This is a genomic window from Pseudomonas sp. ATCC PTA-122608 (genome assembly GCF_001952855.1).
GTDB lineage: Bacteria > Pseudomonadota > Gammaproteobacteria > Pseudomonadales > Pseudomonadaceae > Aquipseudomonas.
Map to the genome: position 1 here is coordinate 95,746 of NZ_LPNO01000008.1, position 21,263 is coordinate 117,008.

At 52.7% G+C, this 21,263-nt stretch carries 21 protein-coding genes; 6 read left to right on the plus strand and 15 right to left on the minus strand.

Annotated features, from left to right (window positions below; translation table 11 throughout):
- Positions 1-136: 136 nt before the first annotated feature.
- From AU074_RS09675 to AU074_RS09715, 8 genes are all read right to left on the minus strand, one after another.
- Positions 137-1,099 carry a hypothetical protein gene (locus tag AU074_RS09675; RefSeq protein WP_076014521.1) on the minus strand — a complete coding sequence of 321 codons (963 nt, stop codon included), beginning with the start codon at positions 1,097-1,099 and terminating at the stop codon, positions 137-139.
- A gap of 409 nt (positions 1,100-1,508) precedes the next feature.
- Complete coding sequence (locus AU074_RS09680; protein ID WP_076014522.1) at positions 1,509-2,258, minus strand: TIGR03747 family integrating conjugative element membrane protein; 750 nt, start codon at positions 2,256-2,258, stop codon at positions 1,509-1,511.
- Positions 2,259-2,528: 270 nt separating this feature from the next.
- Positions 2,529-4,697, minus strand: a complete 2,169-nt coding sequence (gene traD, locus AU074_RS09690; protein WP_076014524.1) for a type IV conjugative transfer system coupling protein TraD — start codon at positions 4,695-4,697, stop codon at positions 2,529-2,531.
- A 2-nt stretch (positions 4,698-4,699) separates the two neighbouring features.
- On the minus strand, positions 4,700-5,215 hold the full coding sequence (locus tag AU074_RS09695) for an integrating conjugative element protein (protein ID WP_076014525.1): 516 nt from the start codon (positions 5,213-5,215) through the stop codon (positions 4,700-4,702).
- The gene (locus AU074_RS09700; protein WP_076014526.1) at positions 5,212-5,772 is read right to left on the minus strand and encodes a lytic transglycosylase; all 561 of its coding nucleotides are present in this window, start codon (positions 5,770-5,772) and stop codon (positions 5,212-5,214) included. Before AU074_RS09700 ends, AU074_RS09695 begins: the two co-directional genes overlap by 4 nt.
- Complete coding sequence (locus AU074_RS09705) at positions 5,757-6,482, minus strand: TIGR03759 family integrating conjugative element protein (RefSeq protein ID WP_076014527.1); 726 nt, start codon at positions 6,480-6,482, stop codon at positions 5,757-5,759. The genes AU074_RS09700 and AU074_RS09705 overlap by 16 nt, the downstream gene beginning before the upstream one ends.
- 10 nt (positions 6,483-6,492) lie before the next feature.
- On the minus strand, positions 6,493-7,161 hold the full coding sequence (locus AU074_RS09710; protein ID WP_076014528.1) for a hypothetical protein: 669 nt from the start codon (positions 7,159-7,161) through the stop codon (positions 6,493-6,495).
- The gene (locus tag AU074_RS09715; protein WP_076014529.1) at positions 7,161-7,748 is read right to left on the minus strand and encodes a hypothetical protein; all 588 of its coding nucleotides are present in this window, start codon (positions 7,746-7,748) and stop codon (positions 7,161-7,163) included. The genes AU074_RS09710 and AU074_RS09715 overlap by 1 nt, the downstream gene beginning before the upstream one ends.
- A gap of 647 nt (positions 7,749-8,395) precedes the next feature.
- On the opposite strand from AU074_RS09715, the gene AU074_RS09720 reads away from it, so the two are divergent.
- The 4 genes from AU074_RS09720 (at position 8,396) to AU074_RS09735 (ending at position 14,716) form a co-directional block, all read left to right on the plus strand.
- Positions 8,396-9,067: a hypothetical protein gene (locus tag AU074_RS09720; RefSeq protein ID WP_076014530.1), complete on the plus strand. Its 672-nt coding sequence runs from the start codon at positions 8,396-8,398 to the stop codon at positions 9,065-9,067.
- 54 nt (positions 9,068-9,121) lie between these two features.
- The gene (locus AU074_RS09725) at positions 9,122-10,987 is read left to right on the plus strand and encodes a hypothetical protein (RefSeq protein WP_143503563.1); all 1,866 of its coding nucleotides are present in this window, start codon (positions 9,122-9,124) and stop codon (positions 10,985-10,987) included.
- A gap of 178 nt (positions 10,988-11,165) precedes the next feature.
- A complete protein-coding gene (locus AU074_RS09730; RefSeq protein WP_076014532.1) occupies positions 11,166-13,289 on the plus strand; it encodes a hypothetical protein in 2,124 nt (707 codons plus the stop codon).
- A 575-nt stretch (positions 13,290-13,864) separates the two neighbouring features.
- Entirely contained in the window at positions 13,865-14,716 is an 852-nt protein-coding gene (locus AU074_RS09735) for a DNA/RNA non-specific endonuclease (RefSeq protein ID WP_076014533.1), read from the plus strand.
- 89 nt (positions 14,717-14,805) lie between these two features.
- On the opposite strand, the gene AU074_RS34835 is transcribed toward AU074_RS09735, so the two are convergent.
- From AU074_RS34835 to AU074_RS33160, 4 genes are all read right to left on the minus strand, one after another.
- Positions 14,806-15,189 carry an HNH endonuclease gene (locus AU074_RS34835; RefSeq protein WP_371916617.1) on the minus strand — a complete coding sequence of 128 codons (384 nt, stop codon included), beginning with the start codon at positions 15,187-15,189 and terminating at the stop codon, positions 14,806-14,808.
- 124 nt (positions 15,190-15,313) lie between these two features.
- On the minus strand, positions 15,314-15,568 hold the full coding sequence (locus AU074_RS34840) for a hypothetical protein (protein ID WP_052024252.1): 255 nt from the start codon (positions 15,566-15,568) through the stop codon (positions 15,314-15,316).
- Positions 15,569-16,116: 548 nt separating this feature from the next.
- Positions 16,117-16,491 (minus strand): DUF1640 domain-containing protein, encoded by a 375-nt coding sequence (locus AU074_RS09750; protein WP_076014534.1) that lies wholly within the window; start codon positions 16,489-16,491, stop codon positions 16,117-16,119.
- A 476-nt stretch (positions 16,492-16,967) separates the two neighbouring features.
- Complete coding sequence (locus tag AU074_RS33160; protein WP_143503564.1) at positions 16,968-17,462, minus strand: SLATT domain-containing protein; 495 nt, start codon at positions 17,460-17,462, stop codon at positions 16,968-16,970.
- A 215-nt stretch (positions 17,463-17,677) separates the two neighbouring features.
- On the opposite strand from AU074_RS33160, the gene AU074_RS09755 reads away from it, so the two are divergent.
- Both AU074_RS09755 and AU074_RS09760 read left to right on the plus strand, forming a co-directional pair.
- Positions 17,678-18,043, plus strand: coding sequence for a histone-like nucleoid-structuring protein, MvaT/MvaU family (locus AU074_RS09755; protein ID WP_076014535.1), 366 nt, complete (start codon positions 17,678-17,680; stop codon positions 18,041-18,043).
- 202 nt (positions 18,044-18,245) lie between these two features.
- Positions 18,246-18,749, plus strand: coding sequence for a GNAT family N-acetyltransferase (locus AU074_RS09760; protein WP_076014571.1), 504 nt, complete (start codon positions 18,246-18,248; stop codon positions 18,747-18,749).
- A gap of 86 nt (positions 18,750-18,835) precedes the next feature.
- On the opposite strand, the gene AU074_RS09765 is transcribed toward AU074_RS09760, so the two are convergent.
- From AU074_RS09765 to AU074_RS09775, 3 genes are read right to left on the minus strand one after another with little or no spacing between them, the layout of a single operon-like run.
- Complete coding sequence (locus AU074_RS09765) at positions 18,836-19,717, minus strand: DNA cytosine methyltransferase (protein ID WP_371916618.1); 882 nt, start codon at positions 19,715-19,717, stop codon at positions 18,836-18,838.
- Complete coding sequence (radC, locus tag AU074_RS09770; protein WP_256576867.1) at positions 19,704-20,204, minus strand: DNA repair protein RadC; 501 nt, start codon at positions 20,202-20,204, stop codon at positions 19,704-19,706. Before radC ends, AU074_RS09765 begins: the two co-directional genes overlap by 14 nt.
- Complete coding sequence (locus tag AU074_RS09775; protein WP_083676656.1) at positions 20,201-20,782, minus strand: DUF3577 domain-containing protein; 582 nt, start codon at positions 20,780-20,782, stop codon at positions 20,201-20,203. The genes radC and AU074_RS09775 overlap by 4 nt, the downstream gene beginning before the upstream one ends.
- Positions 20,783-21,263: the final 481 nt, after the last annotated feature.

Here is a 21,263-nt window from a genome sequence, read left to right on the forward strand (position 1 = left end):
GTCTGCTTTTAACTGTTAGTCTCCATCTGTAGAAGGTGGGGGGCGAAACGGTTCCCGGTACTGTTAACAGGCACCGCTCAGCGCAGCCGAAAGATCCAAACACAGTTAGCGCGTCATGACCAAAATTCAGTTATCCCTAAGGCGCGCCGCGGATTATCTGAAGTGCCAGTATCACTCGCTGCCAGAAACTAAGTGTCAACAGTCTGTGACGGTAAATGGGCAAAGTGCCAAACAGAATAGGCTCAAGATGGTCCGCTTGCTTTTGTAAATACTCCTCAGCCACCTGAGTTGGTGTTTTCAGTCGCTGTGATGCACGAGAATATTGTTGGAGACGCTCGTATTGCGGGATCCACTCTGGGCCCTTATGACCTTTCACAACACCGTCTACAGGAACGATGAGCCTACCACGAAGGCTTGGATCGAAGATGACCCATTCGCCAGACTCTACCGCCGGCTGCTCTACGCGACCGCCCTTCGAGGCGATCAGGTCGCTTCCCCAAAAAACATTTTCGACGGGATGCTCAACCCTGATGGATATTGGGTTTGCCCCATACCCCGCGCCCTCACACCAAGAAGTAAGTATGTTTGTGTTTATTTCGAAATGCTCATGCCCGAGGAATTCTGCGGCACATGCCATACTCAAAAGCCTGTCGGCATAACCCTGGCTATCCTTTTGGTGAGTGTTGTCGCAAAAGCTACGATGCAAAACAACGGTTTTTTGATTCCTGCGACGAAAAACAGCTTGCGTGTGTTCATAAATCTCACGCATCTGGCGCACGCCTTCTTGTATTAAGGCTGGGCTGCCAAAATGCTCCATGAGCACGTCCAAAGCCCCCGCTTTTTGGCCTTCAACGGGTGTCTGTGTCTGGCACTGGTCTGGATGCCAAGGGAAGCGTGATACACCCATGGCTTGGGTTGCGAGCCATGTGAGGATACCTCGTGGCGCCAATCCCCAAGTGTTCCAATTGACGATGGGCAGTCCACTTTCGCCGGGAGACTCGTGATCACCGTAGGTCATCATTTTGTAGATTGCTGGGTGCTGAATTAGGAATCGATCAGAAATCAAAAAACCGTGCGCGTCAGTTCTGAGAGCCGTCATGCAAAAATCCTGGCGAAAGGTTTTATGTTTATTGATTTATGCATTTACCGCTCTTAATCCAGTTATTGACGTCAACCACTTTCGATCCAAGCTCTTGAGTCCGTCAATGGGTGAGAGATGTTAAGAATTCACTGGTAGTAGTCTAGAACCATAAACATTATGTCACTTTTCCGGAAATTACATGCAACTCAGCTATAGCTTTCTACACTCCACTGCTGGATGGTAGTTCTGGTAATACCATGGGTGTGAGCTGCCGATCGTAACGACGCGTTTGTACTTCAAAAATACTCGCCACCCCTCTACCAAGATCCCTCAAGCGCAAAGCCTGTGATTGTCGCCCCGAAATCCAAGAGTAGCTTGATGGCGATGCCCCCGCTGAGGCAGTCCCCCTTACGCGCGGGCGCTACACTCAGAGATACTTTTTAAAGCTACCTGCGGAGATGCTTACGATAAAGCCCAATATAGTTGCACATGGCAGCAGTATTACGATCGGGCTTACGGTCATCGGGAGGGCGGGATAGATGATCCAGGGGGCAACCATCAGTGGCATGATCAGCATCTTGGCCCGATGGTAAATGAACCCCGACTCTCGCCCGGCACCGAACCGTCGAAGGTCACGACGTACGAGGCCGTCCACCAAGCCTGTGAACATTGCCACCAGGAACAGGGGGATAGTCAGCGTCAGAATCAAAAGCCTCGCCAGGTAGGTGAGTGCCGCATAAAGCGCCGCGAGTCCGTAGTTTTCTATTTGGACGTAGGCTAACCCTAGGTAGTACTGAAGATCTCCACCCTTTGAGCTGTTCATCCTTGCTTGTACGGATGAAAGCTTGATCCATTCAATCAACCCCGTTTTCTCGAAACACCATTCGTATACGAACCCAACAATCCAGCGTGCTGTGTGCTCCGGCTCTTGAATCAAAAGGCTTTGGGTGACCGATTTGGATATCCAGTCGAGCTCGCTATTCAGCATGTCCCGCGAGTGATGCCATCCTTCTTCCGGCCAGAAGAAATACAATCCGATCCACTCCGTCACAATGCTGAAGAACAGCGAGATCAGCAGGATGCCGAGTAAGGCGAATGGCAGACCTATGGCTTTACTGAACCAGCCTTTTTCACGGTAATGCTGCTGGCTTTTGGCGGTTTCAGTCACACTTGCCATGGTGTTCCCCAGATCAGTGAATGGTCATGCATCGGTGTTCAAAACAAACGAGCAGAGGACCTGCCACAGGGTCGTCAACCCGTATGGTGCTGGGGTTGGCCCAATGGGGCTTTAGGCCTTTCTGCTGCAGTCGATCAAAGAGTGCGTGTCCGTCGTAGAGGCCTAGCCTGGCGCAGCCCAGCAGTAACTGGAGCTCACCTGAGATCTCCCTTACGGTGGGTGTCAATGCTCTGAGATTGATAAAGCGCAGCTCCATGCGCGACGGCCGTCTCATACGTGTGGTGTCTCCTGATCGTTTGCCGTCACGAGGTCATCCAGCAGACCTGCCGGCAACGAATCATCCAGGTTGCGTGTACCGCTACTGGTCCACCATTCACCACCGCCATCGACGTAGCTGTTGCGCATATTCTCGGCCAGAGTCCGAAGGTCCTTTGGCAATAGATCATCTGGATCCGGTGCAAGTAGCGGCATGCGGATTTTCCAAAGATTTCCTCCTTCGATCAGAGCGAAGGCTTGTCCTTTGGGGAGGCTGACGATGTGGGCCGGCTCAATCAGCGGCACACTCGAAGAGCTGACCCGGTCTTGGGTGTTGCTGGTGAAGTCAGTACTACCAGAAGGATCTGAGCTGTCTGTAGCGCCGCTCACCAACGTGGTTGAGTACACATCGACCTTGGGCAGTTGTTTGGTCAGCAGCTCAGCTGTCGCTGTCTCGCGCACTCTCAGCATGAACAGGTTGTTGAAGTTACCCAGCACCTGGCCCGCTTTCGCGCGATTGCCAATCTTGGCCTCGATGTCACTGATGGTTTGGGTGTAGGCGCTGACCCGTATGCCGGCACCGCCCCCTTTGTTGATCAGCGGGATGAACTCATCTCCCATTAGCTCATTGAACTCGTCGGCATGAAGATTGATCGGAATTATCTGGTCTCCGCCCCCTCCAGGAAGCCCGTCATCGATTCCAAATTTGTAGATATGCCCAGCCACCGATACAAGGTCCGCGAACATTGAGTTGCCGACGGCTGCGGCGACTTCAGGGTCGGATAGGGCATCAAGGCCGATATACACAATTCCGCGCTTTCTAATGATCTGCATCCAGTCAAAAATGGGGCGCGGGTCATTGAGGTCGGTGTAGTCAGGGGCGATCAGCTCGGCCATGCGGCCCGTGGTCAGCTTTTCCAAAAGTGGCAGCAGGGACGCGACAATCTTGTCAAAGTAAGTTTTGTCATAACGCACCGCTGAACGAAGACCGTCCATGATGGGATCCGCCACTCTCGTTTTGGAGAGGTATTGATCGATGGCCGTTACACGCTTTTGCCGACCACGCAAATTGAACGGAGTGTTTTTTTCGTTGAGTGCGCCTTCGATGGTGACAATGACTTCCCACGCTTTGGGATCATGCTTGGCGAAGTAGTAGCCGCTGTATTCAATGAAGAGATCATCGATGTTGATCACGTGTTGCTGAATTTTGAGATAGTCCGGACGGACGCCCAGCTCAACCAGCGCTCGTGCAATGATGTTGACGAAGCGCCAAGCAAACTCTCGAAAGGCCGCGCTGTTGCCTTCCCCCGATAGTTGCCCTGAAATTCGACTGGCCACCTCCGAAATCCTGCCAAAACGACCCACTGCGTTGTAGCGAGCAGATACGTCTGGCCACCCAAGGTGGAACACATAAAACTCCTTGTCGCGGCCGGTACGTTTTGCCTCGATGGCCATGCTTTTGAGCAGCTCAGCATCGCCCTTGGGGTCAAATACAATCACGGGTTCAAATTCTGGTGTTTCATCAACCAGTTTCACGCGACGAATGTCTTGCGTGATGAACAGCTTGGCCAGCAGGGACTTACCAACTCTACTAGTCCCTACAATCAGGCTGTGGCCAACACGTTCCCAAAGGGACAGCGATACTTCAACCTCATCGGGCTCAACACCATGCAAGCGTGGAGACCCTCCTACTGGAGGAAGTGGACGCACAGGATTTAAAGGGCTGTCCCAGGAGGTGATTTTGGGTAACAGTGTTAGCGGAAAGCGGACGTACTCCATGCGCTCTTCCATGCGGCGAGCGGCTTTGAAAAATACAGAGGGTTCGACGTAATGTCGAAACTCTGGCCTGTAGGTCTGCATCAAGCGTTGGGTATGTTTCTGTTCCCATTTGAACCCGCTGCCTATGAATAGGCGCCGGTTGCTTACCGGCAAGTCTTTGCTGGCAATCACATACCGTGGCAGTCGACGAATGTTGCGACGGTAGCGAAGAACCACAAGCGCCTGTCGAAGGCGGACCCAACCAAATCCCAGAAAGAATAGGGCCGCGGCAATCCCAAACAAGGGCGTCAGTGCCAGCGACCAAGGTGCAAAGAGGCTTAGATAGGCCCCGACCATGCATACCGCTACGGTGTACAGCTCTACGGCAGGACGGAGCAACGCTTCTATGGTGTGTGACTGGGTCATGATTACTGCTCTATGCCGGTCGCAGTGACCAGCACGGGGTAATGTTGCAGACCCATTCGCAAGGCAAGGTCATCTGCCGACGCAGGCACCATTTCAAGGCCGGCACCGAGCTCACGCAGTGATATCAGTGCACTTATGTGCTGCACATTCACCACCAGCCCGACTGCATTTATCTCGCGCAGTAAGTCTGCCCTGGAGGCTAACCATCGGCGTGAGAGGTCGTCGTCACCCACAAGAAATAGCGGCACGAGCCCGGGGATATTGGTTACCCGGTTTTCAACTTTGCCCGGGCTTAAGTGGTCGGACTTCACCGGTAACATATCGGGCTCGCCGTATGGATTAATGCGCACTGCCGGCAAAGTCATTGGCTTGGCTGACTGAGCGTCGGTGGGCAGATTAAGTGTTCGGTAGTAGGGGAGAGCAGAAGTACCTCCCATATCCTCCACCACGATCAGTGCGGCATGAGTGAAGAAGGAAAGTAGGAGTGTCACGACTCCCAAAACGAGGGGCATTTTCATGGTGTCTTCGATCCTTGAAGTGGTGGTCGGGTGATACGAGAGAGATGTTGAGCGAAGGATTTCCGATAGCGCGCTGCGGGTAAGCCGCCTGCCGGACGGTGATAACGTCCGGCGGCCGTTACCCAGTCGTTGTCTGCGGTTTTGTGATCTCGGAGTAGGGCGGTAGCCACCGCCAAATTGCGATACGGATCCAGGGCTTCGCACGGCTGGAGAAAACGTTCGCCGTTCCAGCCAATATTGATTTGGCCCAGTCCGACATCTACCGCCTTGGCGCCAGCATCCCGTATGGCTTGAAGTAGTGCGCTGCAAGCCGCCTCGCGACGTGAAAAGCGATAAGGCTTGCCGGCGACGTTTAAGGTCCAGGGCCAGGGAATGAGTTGGCCACGTAACGCTGAACCGCTTTCCTGAAGCGCCAGTGCGTACAGCACCTCTGCAGGAACGCCTGTGCGATGCGTTGCCAACTGGTAAGCCGGTGGCGGAACTTCATAAGCTGAGGCGCTTACCGCTGCCAGCCCTCCTGTCAGCAACATGCCAGCGACGATCAGTGCCGCTGCCATTGGCCATTGACCTGTCGCATCACCGCTGGGAATGATCCTCCGTCTCCAAGGCTGGCCCAGCGCCCGTTGTCGTGATTCAAGGTGATGTCGCGGCTTCGCACTTTCTTCGGGTCAATGCCTGCGGAGTTGGCCCAGCCTCGAATGAGCTCGTCGTTTCCTCTTGCCCCCAACAGGTAAAGATCAAAGTGATGATCTGCACTTTGAAGCCGTTTAACCCGCTCTACGCATCCCTTGCAGTCGTTCGAAACGAAGACCAAAAATCTGGCCGTCGCCGTAACCGGAGAGGATTGTGGTGCGTTGCCGGCACCTATCAAGTTCACGGGGAGCAGATTGGGGTAAAGCCGTGCGAAGGCCTCGTCGTAGGCATTCTGGTAGGCAAAGAGCTTTGTAATTCGTTGGTACTCGGCATGTGCCTGCATCTCTGTATAGCGTTTCTGCTCTTCGCTATCGCGTGCTTCCAGGCCCAGCGCTGTGAGGGGATCAATACCGGGCGAATAGACGCCCAGTGGCCCTTCCATCAGCTCGCGGTAGCGCTGCCACTCTTGCGCCTTAAGTCCCCATTCACTGGCTTTTGATTGTTCCAGTGGGGAGGTGAGCTGGCCCTGAGTACGAGTGTTTTCAATGACTGATTCTTTGTCTTGCACATAGGCCTCAGACCAATCTGAAATGCACAGGCCACTAAGCGCGATTACCAAATACCTTTGCTTCATCGCAGATCTCCTAATTGATCGTCACGTTGTGCGAGGAGCCATCAGGCCGCCTGAAACGAGCGGTATCAGGCAGGAGTGCGTCTAGCCTCCAGCCCAGGTATGAGCCAGTAATACGCAGCAACTCCACATCATCCAGACGAGTCATACCTGTGGCCGCCACGGCCAAGAACATCACTCCTCCGCGTGACTCGACACCAAGGATGTTGAAGGGCAGAGGGGCGGGTTTGTTGGTAATGACCTTTCGATTAGGCGTGCGTGGTGGTGAGGGTGCAGAGGGGAATGCAGCGAGGGGAGGCAGGCCGTCGATGACTGTTTTCAGTGTCAGCAGTTGGGTATCAAAAAGCTGCACTTGGGCAGCTAGGTCACCCAAATCACGCTGCAGTGCTAGAACACCAGCAGGCTGCTCGTTGGTCCGATTCAGTACATCCAACTGTTCCTGAAGAGTGAGCTCACGGATCCGAAAAGCCTCCTCAGTCACTAAGCCTATTTGCTCCAAGGCCTCAAGCTTGGCGTTCACCTCTTCGAGACGTTGCTGAGTGCTTTCAAATTGATCGCTTGAAGGCGTTTGCTTCACGGCTGAGGAGAGCGCGGATAGCTGCGCACCCAGAAACAACGCTGCACCTGTTAGCAGCACCAGTGTTCCGTTTTGTAGAGCGGGGAGGAGAGAGCGGCGATTCATCACTCACCTCCCGTATGCGGCTGCCTGTCTGTCGTTAAGTCTAAAGAGCTCGCACTTCGTGTGAGCTCATAAGAGCTGCGGGTTTCAAAGCAAATGGTTCGCGTCTTTTCATCAATAACTGGCTGCCAGGCAACACCTGCCAACGTCACGAGGGCGTTGCGTAATGAGATCGGGCCCAGGCGGTAATGCGAGGCCGGGAGGGGATGCATGTACAGCGACTGCACACCATCATTTGTCGGGCACAACAGGTACCCCGAATGGCGCAACGCGTACGCCAATGCATCCCGGACCGTAGGAGCAAGTCCATCAGGTATTTGGATGTCAATCACTTGGCTCAGCAGGTCGACTTGCTCTGCCCTGGGCGACGTATTGGCAAGGGTGTAGCGACCATAGCGAATAGCTGGTGAGGGCACCGCATCTACGACAGCTGTCGCGCCACTCAGGGGCAACGCAATACGTGCAGACTTCGTTACTGGCTCAGGCTCCGTCGAGCCCTGAGATGACATACAGCCAGTAAGCATGACTGCCACTAGCGGCAAAGCTAGTAGTGAGGTGGCCTTCAACGGCCTGTTCAGCAGGTGTGACATCCTTGTTTCCTCGCACGATGGGGAGAACAAGGTGGCAAATCAAAAGGTCAGGGACCGCAAAGAAACTGATATTGCACATAAGGCTTTCTCAGCTTCGAGGCTGGCGTATGCGTATGAAAGTCGAGTTTCCACCATCTTGCTCCTACCTGAACCATCAACCTTCGTCCTTATGCACGCCAAACGCGTACTGCCTCCTAGGTTCAGGTTGCAGCCATGAGAGCTATGAGCTTACCCGTAATGGCGAAAGCCAACTATCAGCCTAATGGATACCCTTCAGGGACTGCTTGAGGTAAGGGCCTTAAGGCAGAGGTAGATGTCTCGTGAGTGCCCGAGATTCTCTTAACGGACCAACCGTAAAGGACAACCATACCTATAGGCCGGCACTTGCTCCGCAAGGTCAGGACCATCCCTGGCAGTGCATTCAGCTCCAGCGGTCACAAGGCAGGAAAAGCCGGATCAGCCAGATTCTTTAGCATCTGGCATGCCTAAGACCCCTATACGACCGCCTAGTAAACCGAGGAAGGCATGATGGACTCTTCACCCTTTCCAGCACTGCCAGGCTCTTTCGGTTTCTGTCATGATCATCGCCAATGGAGGCTCCCAAGGATCGAGGCTGTTGGGGAGCCTGACGTACCTAAAGGATTAACATGTTCCGCAAAACTCACATCATTACCTTTCCAGCCCTTATCGCGACGGTGCTTTTACTGACCGGTTGCCCGCCGTCACCTGAATTCACACGGTGGAAACGCCCTTCGACATCTGTTGAGGGTGTCAAAGCCGCAATGACAGAATGTGGCGATCCGGTAGGCACTTCGATGACGCATTTGCCAATCAACGAACAGGTGCAGCAATTCCAATGTATGAAACGTCTTGGTTTCATTCGAAAAGACGGTTTTGAATACTGTGAAATAATGAAAGACATGCCTGCCTGCGTCGAAGAAAGGCAGGGGCATCTTCTCAGCTTGTCCCAGCTCGAGGCTTTGCCATTTGTGGAGGACGAAGCATTTCACCCTATCAAGCCGAATTCTGGCAGGGATGAACGCATGCAAGTTACTTGGCGCAAGGCGGGAGCATCACCGCATTTCTCAGTCCAGGTAGCGAATGATAGCGAAGCCCTGCCGGTGATGTACGCATGCGGCTATGCCAAACCGCTTGGGTCAAATATGGACGTTGCAAGCATCGGGGACACAGCCAAAGCGCAACGCTGCATGATTGATCACGGCTTTGAGCCAAAGTACAAATCAACACTAGTTTGCCTGATCTATCCACAAGTGACTGTTTGTTCGTCAACAAATCTTGATCGTTATTTCAGAAAGTAAATAATGGATAATCGTACCTACTTGCCAATAAAATGATTAGGCGAATGTAAAAAAATGTTCAACAAAAAACAAGTAGCGAGTCCCTCTTCCACAGGCGACCGGGGAGGTGCATTCGAGCGAAGAGTACAAGCCTCAAGATTGCTAGCAATGTGCCTGGGTATTTCTTGCGCTGGTGTGCCGACTGGATATTCAATCCAAAAATTGCAGTTTCAGGGACGAGTGCTGGGGCACAATACAGACGACCTTATAATTACATCTGTATGCGCGAGAACTGGCGAAAATGCCATAGTGCGAATGCAAATGAAGCGTACTTTGACACCTGGTTCAAATGAATTTAAAGAAGCAGTTGGACTGGCTTGGCTTGATTTCGTAGACCCTTCCTTTAATAAAGATCTAGATAAAATACAAATTGTTTTCGATTCTTCAAGCCTGGGTCAGATGAAAGGGGCACAACAAATTGTTGCATTCGCCCGTTCGACATTGACTCATGATGTGTGGAAAACCAAAGTTAACGCCAAAAACTTTAGTAACGAAAAAAATAGAAAAGCATACGACGCTATAGAAGGCGCTGTTAAAAATTATGATTTAGGCGCATTCAGTGATGATAGGTTTCACGGATTTGTTAAGTCAATAGAGTTTCTTGGGGAAAGCTTAGATTCCGATAATGATGCAGGTACTAACACACAAAAACAATTGATTTCTCAGCAATTACCTAGCCTCGACAAAAACATGGTTTGGGCACGGCTAGTTTCGGTATGCGTTGAGCTAAATGGAGTCGCTGGTGAAATTTCTCTGAGTAACCTCAACGCATTTATGCCAGAGCTGGTTGACGATTTTGGCATTGCACGACTCCTGTTGAGGGCAATGAGCACTTCAACTGAAAACGGGATTCTAGAGATTAAACAGCATGAGTTTTATGAAAAGCTTCAAAAAAAATTATTACTAATAGGCTTGCCTGTAATGAGTTATGATATAAATCATAATTTATCTAAAGATAAGCCTGAATTTGCTAGCCTAAAGCTGTCTTCTGCAATTAGTGATGTTGGTAAGAATCAAGCCCGGATTGAGCAAGATGGAGTTGTCTCTACCATCTACGCGAAAAATAAGGGCGTCTCGGCTATTAAGAAACTTACAAATGATTCGATCGGAGAGATTCTAAACTCTTGGTTTCCAGATCATGAGCACACTGCAAACACAAACCATCGATTTATAATACAAGAGCTTCAGTGTGAATTATTCGCTGCCAATATACAAACAGGTGAGCTGTCAGAAGAAAGGTTCGAAACAACAGCCTATGCTGAAATATTAGTATCTACAGGCGAAGACCCTCTTTTAAAAAGAGAGTACAAACTCTGGGTGTCTGGGCGGGGGCATGACGAACTAGAAGTTACATGGCAGTTTTCGTTTAACATGTCTAAACAAAAAGATTACTTCGCGAGATCCAAACATTTCTCTTCCTCATTTTTTGCGAGTAATTATTTTCGCGAGAAGCTTAATGCTTATGAGAAGGTGCTGGAAAAAATATTGGCTGGCTGGAAACCCGTTGTCCGTCTTGGACTGCCAGAAAAAAAAGAAGATCAATTCCATAATGATTTAGGTCTGATTTCAAATATCCCCAGGAATGATGAGCTATTAGAAATGTCTCGACGAATTAAAGTAATAAATCTTATTTTAAATCTTGCCGAGAAGAATAGTATCCATCTCCGGTTTTCCGACGCGGCCTTTGATAAATTATTGACTGAAGAACTAATAGTAACGGCGGTTCAGGATTTAGTAAATGTTTGTACACCTTATCCGCCGAACCATTATCGTTCAGCCGCATATGTGCAAGGGGATAATTGGGAAATCTGCATGGTTGCGAGAAACTTCTTTATAGGATTTCAGAAGTTTCAGTTACAGAAACCAAGCGTGAGATTTTGACTTTGCGGGATGGTGGTGAGAACAGAAGCCCCGAAGGTATGGCGAATTCGGGGCTTCGCTTTATTCAGCATTCAGGCCCACTATCTTATTCAAGCGGCCCTACGCACTGCGTGCGGTCTGTAGATAGAATCCCTCCTTTCAACCAGCACGCGCCAGGCGCAGGGAAAGGGAGAACGACTTGAGCGTGAAGATTAGCTTCGACAATGAACTGGCAGTTGCCAGCATCCCGCTGGCCGATTGGGCTCCACCACTGGTCGAACACTTGGGACGCTACTTTGACGTCAGCGAGGGCATAATTCGGCTGAACTACGCTCACCTGTCTGCTGAGAACACCAGTGTTACGTCCGATTGGCCATGGATGCCGCTAAACAGTTGTCAGAACTTTGCGATTGAATTCGAGCACGCTGCACGGCAGGGGCCCATAGCACTGACCCTCGCAATCCTCGGGCACGGACCCACCGGGATCAAGGGTTCATCGTCCATCCTGGACGAGAATGCCTATGAATCTGCCGAGGAGGACTTTAGGAAGGAGGTAGTTCAAGGCGACTCCAGGGCCTTGCGCGAAACCATCATGGCGGCAATTGCGCCCTGTGAGAAATGGGTGAGTTGGCTGCTTGATGTCCATTCATCTCACCGGTCTCGCTTTTTGGACGATCGGGAGATCATGGCGGCGCTGGTGACCAATACATCGAAGGATGATTGCATAGATGGCCTTCAGCTAGTCGCCCCCCGTAAGGGTCAGAATAGCTGGGCGTTCGAGCAGATGGTCGAGCAGCATTGGCAGAATGTACGTGACTACCTGGAGGCTCATATCGGCATGTCCTCGGGCTGTTCAGGTAGCAGAGTGCCTGATCTCGTTTTCTCACTGTTTGCGAGTTCGCCGAAGGTGCAGGCGTCCCGGTGGGCTTGCGAGCAGGTTCTTGATCGAGTCGATCCGACCGTCTTTCCTCGGCTTATCCAACATTGCCGCGCGATCGTGGCAGACGATGTGCGCAGCCTATTCCTGCGCTGGCATATCCTCCGGAAGACAGGGAAGAAAGACGAATTCAAAGAATGCGTTGCCAAAGCTTGCTCGACGCTTGCAACGTTAATGGCTGACACGATGCCCTCGGACCTCGCGCTTGCCGCAGCTTGGCACAAGATCGGAGACCCAGCGCGGTCCGACCAGCAAGGTGTTGCTGCAAGCCTCAGAGAATTGCCATCTGGGGCGTGGGACCGAGAGGCGCTTTGGAGTGAACTAGGTCCTGCCGCCCGCGAGGCCTGGCGGCAGGATCTGTTCGACCAGGTGAGGGGGGATCCAGAGCTGGCCCATGGTCTCCTCGATTTCGCCTGCCTATGGCTCGAGCAGGTGGCGTTTGCCGAAGTCGAGCCGGTGTTTCTGCGATTGATGGATGACGAGGATCACCTGGCTTTCGCGAACCGGCTCGCCAGCGCTGGTCCAAGGCAGTTGCAGCTGAGAGCCAAGGGGCTGGTGCGCTCTAGGCAGGGTGCGCTGGACCTGGAGGGGCCGGTGGGCCAAGGCGAGGATGCGACTGCGCTGCCCCGAGTCGGCGCGCAAACCTGGCTATGCGACCCTTCCGTGGAGCGCGTTATCCATGGGGCACTCAGCCAGGTCGAGGAAGAGTATTGCCGCGAGTATTTGACGACCTGGGGAGAGGACGAGGAGGCCCATACGGCGCGCCTCCTGGCCCTTACGCAGGAGGCAGTTGGCAACGCGAGCCGCCAGTTGCGCCAACTCTCGGCCACGACGCGGGCGACGTATCCGAGCCTTTCGGTGAAAGTGCGCCAACCCAGCAAACGGGAGGAAGGGGCTAACACGCCTGCCGGGGCTCCACTGGGAGCGGACGTGTTGTTTCTGACCCGTATCGTGGACAAGGACGAAACGGTGATCCAGCGGGCCACTCTTGTGCAGGTGAAAAAACGCAGCGGCACTCAATCGGGGAGCCGTTTCAGTTCGACGATAGGCATCAACCTGCAGCAATGCGAGGACATGCTCAAGCAATCAGAGCACGCCTACTACCTGTTCGCGACGCCGCCCTCGTCGCGCCCGACGCTCTGGGTTGCCCCGGCCCGGCTCGTGAGGAACTTGACTCAGCTGCACACGAGCAAAGCCTCGGTCGTGGCGATTCAGGTGCGGGACGCTAGCTGCTCCTATGCGGATTTCTTCCTGCACGACCTAGTTGGCCTGTGGGCTGGCGACGAACACGAGGACGTTGTCGCCATCGCCAACGGCGATCCCCGGCTTGGGCGGACGCCTCGCCACATCGTCGAGATCGAGGTTCGTCGTCAATCGGATGGATGATCCCAGCAGTTCGCTGTGCTGCCACTACACTCCGCTCCGACTTCCACTGGGCCTAAGGGTTGCGGGGTGCGGTGTTGGAAATATTCATTTGTCACAATGTCCTTGTCGGAGCCGATCGGAAGCAAGCGTTCTGTACTGAGCGCCTTCTTAAGGTAGGAGATTCCATAGCCCAGTCCAAGCGACCGAGTGGCCGGCTTCGGTTGCGCTTTGTCATTCGAACCGCTGCTTATCGAACTTCTTGTGATGGACGTGGCAATTACTCGGACTGTCGGTGAGGAACGACTCAGTTCAGCATTCTCTGGACATTCAAATACGCAAAGTTACCTTTCGCTTTGGATCGATCTCTGCCCTTCACGAGGGCTGCAGTTGCCCGGTACCAGAGCATCAGGACAGCTGTTTTCGGCCATCAACAGTCAACCTCAGTGAAGACCACAGTATTCCGACTGAGACAGCTGATTACGGCCGCGTATCTCAAAAGTTTGGAATAGACGCGTTCATCTATTTCGCATTTGACGGAACCGAGATTCACCGAGTTGCCACTCATGGGCACATCTTTTCACCCTAGGAGTTACACCATGCAAGGACGTATAAAACTCAAGCATCTAGCGCTTTTGATGCTTCCCCTCATTGCTGCATGTACTACGCCAGATAGGATACCCGAGCCTACGATCGAGCCACGCACCCAGCTTGTCGAAGGACGCCTATTCGATAACTGCTCGATGGGTTGTCCTTCCGGCGGAAGTCCTTTAACGCTGAACCGGCAGGCTTACACGCTGAACAACAACGGCTCGACCAAGTTTGCAAACTGGGTGTCGTACAAGATCACTAAAGATTCGCCGGCGAGCGGCCGCCCGCGTAACTGGAAGACGGATCCGGATGTCCCTGTCGGCGAGACACTTGATCCCGTGGACTACAACGGCGCAAACGTTGCGCTAAAGATCGATCGCGGTCATCAGACGAACCTTGCCTCAATGGGGGGTGTTCCTGACTGGCAAACCCTGAACTACCTCTCCAACATCACCCCTCAGAAATCCGACCTCAACCAAGGACCCTGGGCTCGTCTTGAGGACCAGGAGAGGAATCTAAGTAAGGACGCAACTGTCGATGAGGTGTTCGTCGCCACCGGTCCGCTCTATGAGCACTTTATCGGCACGCTCCCAGGGACGAACAAGGTCCACACCATCCCGAGCGGGTATTGGAAGATCATTTTTGTAGGGCCCTCACCAGAAAACGGGATGTATGCCTCCTTTGTCATGAACCAAGAGACTCCGCGCAACGCGAACTTCTGCGCTTACCAAGTGACTGTCGATCAGATCGAAGAAAGGTCGGGGCTCACGTTCTGGAGTGATCTACCGCTTCCAGTGCAGGCGACGCTAAAGAAGCAACAGGGTCAATTGCCAAGTCGCATGGGATGTATTGAACGTTGAGGCTATTTTGCTCGGGCTGCTGATGCTGGCGGCGTTTCTTTAGTAATTTTGCGACTGTAAGTGAATTGGATATAGGCAGTCTTTAGCTCTTACAAACCTGCTATTTGAAAGGGATGCCAGCCGCCGTTTCTCAACTTACGTTGCACCATTTCTCGATAGGTCTGAGGAGAGGGTGGATGCTTTCTGTTGTGTCGGCGCTGGTTGCACACTTTGCAGGCGGCAGCGATGTTAGAACCACGATCGTTGCCGTCGTCCTGTTTTGCCACGAGATGCTCGGCTGTGCACTTCATGAGCTCGGCTTGCGCGATTGAGCAGCCGTACAGCTTTGCGTAGCGAGGTGCTGAGCTGACCCACATTGGATAGTCGCAATAGCAACAGCGACCATCCTGGCGGTAGTACGCATACGAGCGAGATTTGGCAAGTAATGTGGGCACCGATAGCTTCCTGATGGCGAGGCAAATCTGTTGCTGCATCCTTCGCAACCTGTGGGGGAGGCCAGTTCATAAGCGACAATGAAAAATCAGGAGTACCCCTCAATGCGCTAACAGAGCGCAGAGAGGGGGATGAGCCACAGATGGAATGCGGCGATGTGATGAATCAGTACTCGGAAGGTAGAAGCAAGGTGGTGACGCTTCTGTCCCTCTCTGTGATGATCCAAAGCTTGCGTTCCTGCCCAGCTTCTATCTCGTAGGACGAGAACAGGCGTTCACCGTACTGAAGCGCCTGCTCATTGCTCAGCTTGTCCTGGTCGCACAAATCTCCCCAATCACCGAGAAGGTGACGGTTGAGATAAGGGTGCACATCCAACAGTCCCTGTTCGATGAGCGAATGTACGCCATTGGTCATCATCATTAGGCCTGGCTCAAAAAAGACGTCAGGTACCTTCAAGTCCAGAGATGAGCTTTCACGCCGAAGTACGATACTTAGCGTGGATGGTTGATCCGCTACGTGCTCCACGATCAACCGTAACTCCAGCCAGTGTCGATCGACCCGATCACCGCTAGGTAGAAAACGGTACAGCCCAAACTCATAGAACGGCTCCACCGCGTCCACTTTTTCGGTCCTGTACATAAGGCATGCATACGCGGCCTGAAGGGTTTCGCCTAAGCGGTTTCCTAGGTCACCAAGGCTCGCAGGCTGCTCTAGATAAACCGCTTCGTGCCAGGCGTCTTGCGAGAAGATGACTGGCAACTGAAGCAGCTTGGATTGAAGCGAGGTGAGATTTTCGATTTTCATGTGTCTCTCCGAAAAACGCCCAAAACGGAGAGACACGTCGCCCAAACGGGGAGTGTTCCCCGCATGGGCTGAATAGGTTTGAATCAAGATGTGGACAATGTCGACATCTAGTAGCTAGTAGGCCGCAGGATGGGTACTGCTGGCTGAGAGGGTGCAGCTATAAATCAGGACGCAATGACTTTTCCGTAAACCTCATAAAGATTTTTTAGGATGGGGAAGCCGAAGCAAATGACCAAGAGCCAAAACTGCCAGCGAAGTACTGTGATGTTTGACTCAAGTTTTGAAACGGCACCGTGGAATTGGCTTGCTTGCCGTTCGATCAATGTACGTAGATCTGCACCTTGCTCTTTTATAAGTGCCGTGAGATCGGTACGAAGTCCTGAGATTGAGCCCTCAAGATGCGATTCGGTTCGCTCTAGGTCAGATTTTGATGCGAAATGTTTCACGTCGTCCTCCCAAGCATCTACAACAGCTTTAGCTTTGTTATTTGGCACACTGATAGAAGTCAGTGCGTCATAAAGGGCTAGCGATAGTTTCATCGTGTCTCCTGCGGTTGGCAAGCGACGCAGAGTCCCACCTGACGGTAGGCTCCCGTCACTGTGGGGTGGATGCATTCCGTCGGCGAGCGTATCGACGATGCCCACGCTTCCGAATGCGTTGTGAGCTTTAACTGATCAATGCGTCAAAGCGCATCGTGGCCTTCTGGATCATGGTCACCTTGAAAGGTGCTGTCGACAACAGCTAACCAGATCAAATAATCGGCTGAAACGTTGCGATGATCCAGTCGGACGTTTCCTGAAATCCTGTAGGCTCTGTAGGCTGTTTCTGGTGCATCTTGAACGCTTTAGACGACTCAATGAGCGAGGAGAAGGCCGCATTCAGTCATAGATGGATTACGCTGCCGACTCATAAGCTCAAAAGTGCTTCTGTGAAGACTTGGAACGCCACCATCTTCGCGTGTTAAGTCCGAACGCTTATCGTCTTCAGATGAATGCGAAATGCAGCGCAGTGAATTTCACTTCTTCCAGTTTGATAGCTCGCTAGGGTCTGCTATTTCATTATGGACCTTCCGAGGCAGGTGGGGGGACTCCTCGGCTAATGTATCGAGTCGTGTACGTATTTTGTCTAGTAGTTCTTGTGTTATGGAATCGTTCGTTCCTAGCTGTTCAAGCTCCCGTCCTGCCGAGTTGTATTTTGAACCGGCAGATCGATGCTTTTCCGCTTTGTCCTGATAACCCATTGTCGCAGAAAGGGCGGCGAGAACAGCGGCTACCAAACTAAAAGCACCTAAGAAAATCCTCAAGCATAAACTCGGTTCATTTTGCAAAGTAGCAAACACAGTCGTACCTATTATCGTTGAAAATACAGCTGCTAGGCCGGTTAGATTTACATTCATCTTGGAGTAGCGTTCAGCTGTTTTATAGTGCCCGACCGCCACGGTGCTACAACGCGTGTACCATTTTTCCAACAACGCTTCTGGGCTTTCTGGTAGTTCAAGATCTGGTGGCATGGAGTCATCCTTAAAAATATGAGGTCAGCAACCTGGCTAAATCGATAGCTGGCGTGACTACGCATGATATTTCTGGCGTAGCACGCTTTAGAGTCAAGGTGTAAGGCCATCAAACAAATACCTTAGAGTCGGTTTCTTCCGTGACTGGCATGTATTATTGCCCTAGCATATTAATTACGCCAACCGCGATTGACCTCAACACAAGGAAACCTTCAATGTCTCGTCTAGTGGAATACCGTAAGCTCGAACGACAACTGGCGGCTCAGCTCGCAGAGCTTGAGTCCATGAAAAGCGATTCTGTCCTGAAAAAGGAAATCGAGTTCGAGAAGAAGCTCCGTGCTCTGCTGGGTGAGTACGGTTTTAGCTTGAGAGACGTAATCAATATCCTTGATCCTCAAGCTGGTCGCCGTGCAGCGGTGGCTAAGCCGGTAACGGCTACCCGTAAAGCACGTCAGTTGAAGGTGTACAAAAACCCTCACACGGGCGAAGTGGTGGAGACCAAAGGCGGCAACCACAAGACCTTGAAGGAATGGAAATCCGAGCACGGTTCAGACACCGTTGAGTCCTGGCTGTCGAAGTGAGATCAATGGCTTGCCAACATAAGGGCCCTCGATGGGCCCTTTGTTTTTTTGGATTCCACGGCTTGATAGGGGCCGCCTCCTTTTTGAGACACTTCGTACAGCGTCCTGGACAGGCACTCAGTACATTGAATTCCACCTAAATCGTGTATTTTCTGCCTACACATACCCAATGAGTCAGCCTCACTCCATGCCAAAAAATCAAATCGACATCGACATAAAGCCTGTTCAGCCTGCGGAGGTGGATGAGGTGATCGAATACGTTATGGGGGCCCGGGCGCAGATTTTTCCAACGCTGAACCAAGCGGCATTGCCACCTGATCTCGCAGGATTCAACGAGGCGTATTTAGATCCAGGAAAGGGGCAATTTCTGGTAGCTCGTAAGGGCACCGAGATTGTCGCGACCATTGGCTACCTAACTTACGATCACCGTTTTCCTCAACTCGACTACTCGGGCCTCAAGGTCGTCGAAGTGGTGCGCTTGTTCGTGAGTCCAGATCAACGAGGCCTGGGACTCGCCGCGAAGCTGTATGAGTCTCTGAGGACACTAGCCGTCGCCGGTGGCATTGACGTGCTGTACCTCCATACCCACCCCTTTCTCCCGGGTGCGATTAGCTTCTGGCAAAAGCACGGGTTCGAGACGGTGGATGTGGAAGACGATCCGTACTGGCAGACAACGCATATGCAGAGCTTTGTGCCGAAAGACTGAATCAGCACCTATTGAAAAAGTGCGTTCAGGTCTCTTACCCACCGCAAGGTTCAGTGCCCCATAACTCGGCTCCTAGGCAGTGACCCTCAGGCTTTTGCCTCGCTCTTAAAGATACTGAATGCGCTTGCCACCACTCTTGGTACCTGCCCATTTCCAAGGGCTTTAATCCGGTCCACCCGCTGGGCCAGCCCATCAACCACTCGACCCACTCCGGGTTCAGTTGGCCACCGTCTGACGCCATCACCGCATGGTCCAGTCTGTCTCTCGTTCGATCCCTGCCACACTTGCGCTTCAGCGACTTGGGTGATGATCCCTTGGCCATACTCGCTGTTGGGGTAGGCCAGTAGCCAGATCCTGTCACGCTTATGGGGCGCACCGCATTCACTCGCTGATACACGACACCACTGCGCGTCATACCCCATTTTGGCAAGATCACCGAGGACCAGGGCAAGGCCTCGTGTAACGAGCATTGGGGAGTTTTCCAGCCACACATACGTGGGTCGAACCTCGTCGACGATTCTTGCCATTTCTTTCCATAGGCCTGATCGAGCCCCCTCGATGCCGGCGCCTCGGCCTTGAATGGAGATGTCCTGGCAGGGAAACCCGCCAGATACCACATCAACAATGCCTCGCCACGGTCTACCGTTAAAACTGCACACGTCAGACCAAATCGGGAAAGCCGGCTGGGCTCTATCGTTTTGTCGTTGCGCGAGAACTTGTGCGGCGTAGGCATCACACTCAACGGCGCAGACGGTGCGCCATCCCATGAGTTGGCCACCGAGTATTCCTCCACCAGCACCTGAGAAAAGAGCCAGCTCATTCATCCTTGATCCTGAACGTTGAGCCCGCTTAAAAGCTGAGCCCGTCGATGAAGGGAGAATTCCTGAGTGATGTCGACGGTTCTGTATCTGCGTGATGAAAAACGGGCGCCCGGGGAGGGCGCCTTGGTTGATTTTAGAGCCAGCCATACTCCGCCAGTGAGAGCGGGGTACCTTCGGCGATGATGAAGTGGTCCAACATCCTGACCTCGACGAGCTCCAGCGACTCCTTGAGGCAGGCCGTGAGTCGTTTATCCGCTAGGCTGGGTTTGTGACATCCCGAGGGATGGTTGTGAGCGATGATGATTGCAGCGGCGTTATGCACTAAAGCGCGCTTAATAACCTGCCTTGGATGGATGACCGCGCTACTGATACTCCCGTGAAAGAGCACCTCATATTTAATAAACCTGTGCACACTGTCCAGATAGATCACCGCAAAGACTTCGTGATCCATCGCCGCAAGCTGCAGCTTCAGGTAGTTGCGCACCTCATGTGGCGCCTCAAGCTTTGGCCCTCGGGTAAAAAGCCGCACGTCGAGGATCTGTAGGGCGGTATGAATCAAATGATCTTCGTCCTCACGACTGGTGATTTCGGGTAGGAGAGTAGCGCTAGCGCTCAAGGCGTTGGTGTAACTCATCGCGTTAACCTCTGTATGGATTGCATGAGGCACGCGGTTCCCGAGGGTATCGTTGTCTCCCGAAGATAGGTGAGGACGGCTGGAAAGACGCCTGGCTGTTTAGCTTTCAGTAAGGATTTGCTTACGGTGCATGCTGAGTTATCCATGACCGTGTTTGGTTGGGCGTCCTCTGCTGCATCCTTGGAGGCCCTGAACACGGTCTCACCGTTGATTTTGATCATGGACAGATAGAGCAGTCGTCCTTTAAGGCTCGCACCAGGCTGACCTTTTTTGTCGCCTTTCTGGTACGTGAAAGGTGAAATCCAGATATCACCGATGGTGAAGCACACCAGGACCTTATCCCCTGAGTTGATCTCTTCCTTGCAGTGGCGAATCAGCGTGTCCGCTTCAGCGCCCGTTACTCGACAGTCGATGTAGGTGTATTCAACGTCGTCAGCGGCTCCATGGAGCGCAGCAACAGTCACCGCCATATACGGCTCTGCATTACGGACTTTTACCTCTCGTGCACGGTTCAGATAGCCTAAGCCGCGGGTATGCAGGTCGAAGTATTGGGTTTCGTTGGTGAAGGATTGGGTCATGAGTTGCTCCGTTTCTAGGTAAAAAACGAGGAGTCACTCATCCCCAGGGAAAGTGATTTCCCCGTTGGGTGGTGTGATAGGCATTCGATCGTCAACGTTGCTGACGAGTGACCGCGATGGTGAACGCGATGGCGGTCGAGTGATCGGCGCGTGAATCACGCGCTGCAGCTTTCTAGATCATGGCTGCCCTGAGCATGTTGCTGACAACGTCAGCAGGACAAGTGGGAAGGATGAGAAAGCAGAGGGGTTAGATCAAGCCGCCAATTTCGACAGTAATTGTAGGGCATTTCTGTGTGCGTTATTTAAAGTGGTTGAGCCACTGGAGTAGGGTGTATGCAGTGACGCGACTGTCCCACTACTAGTCCGTAGGTCGACTCCTCGAGCATCTGGGCAAATAGTGAGTGCTTTGGCTTTCTTTGTGGCGCATAGCAAAAGCGATGTCATCGGCTTTTCGACGGCAGCTGGATATCCCACTGTTGGT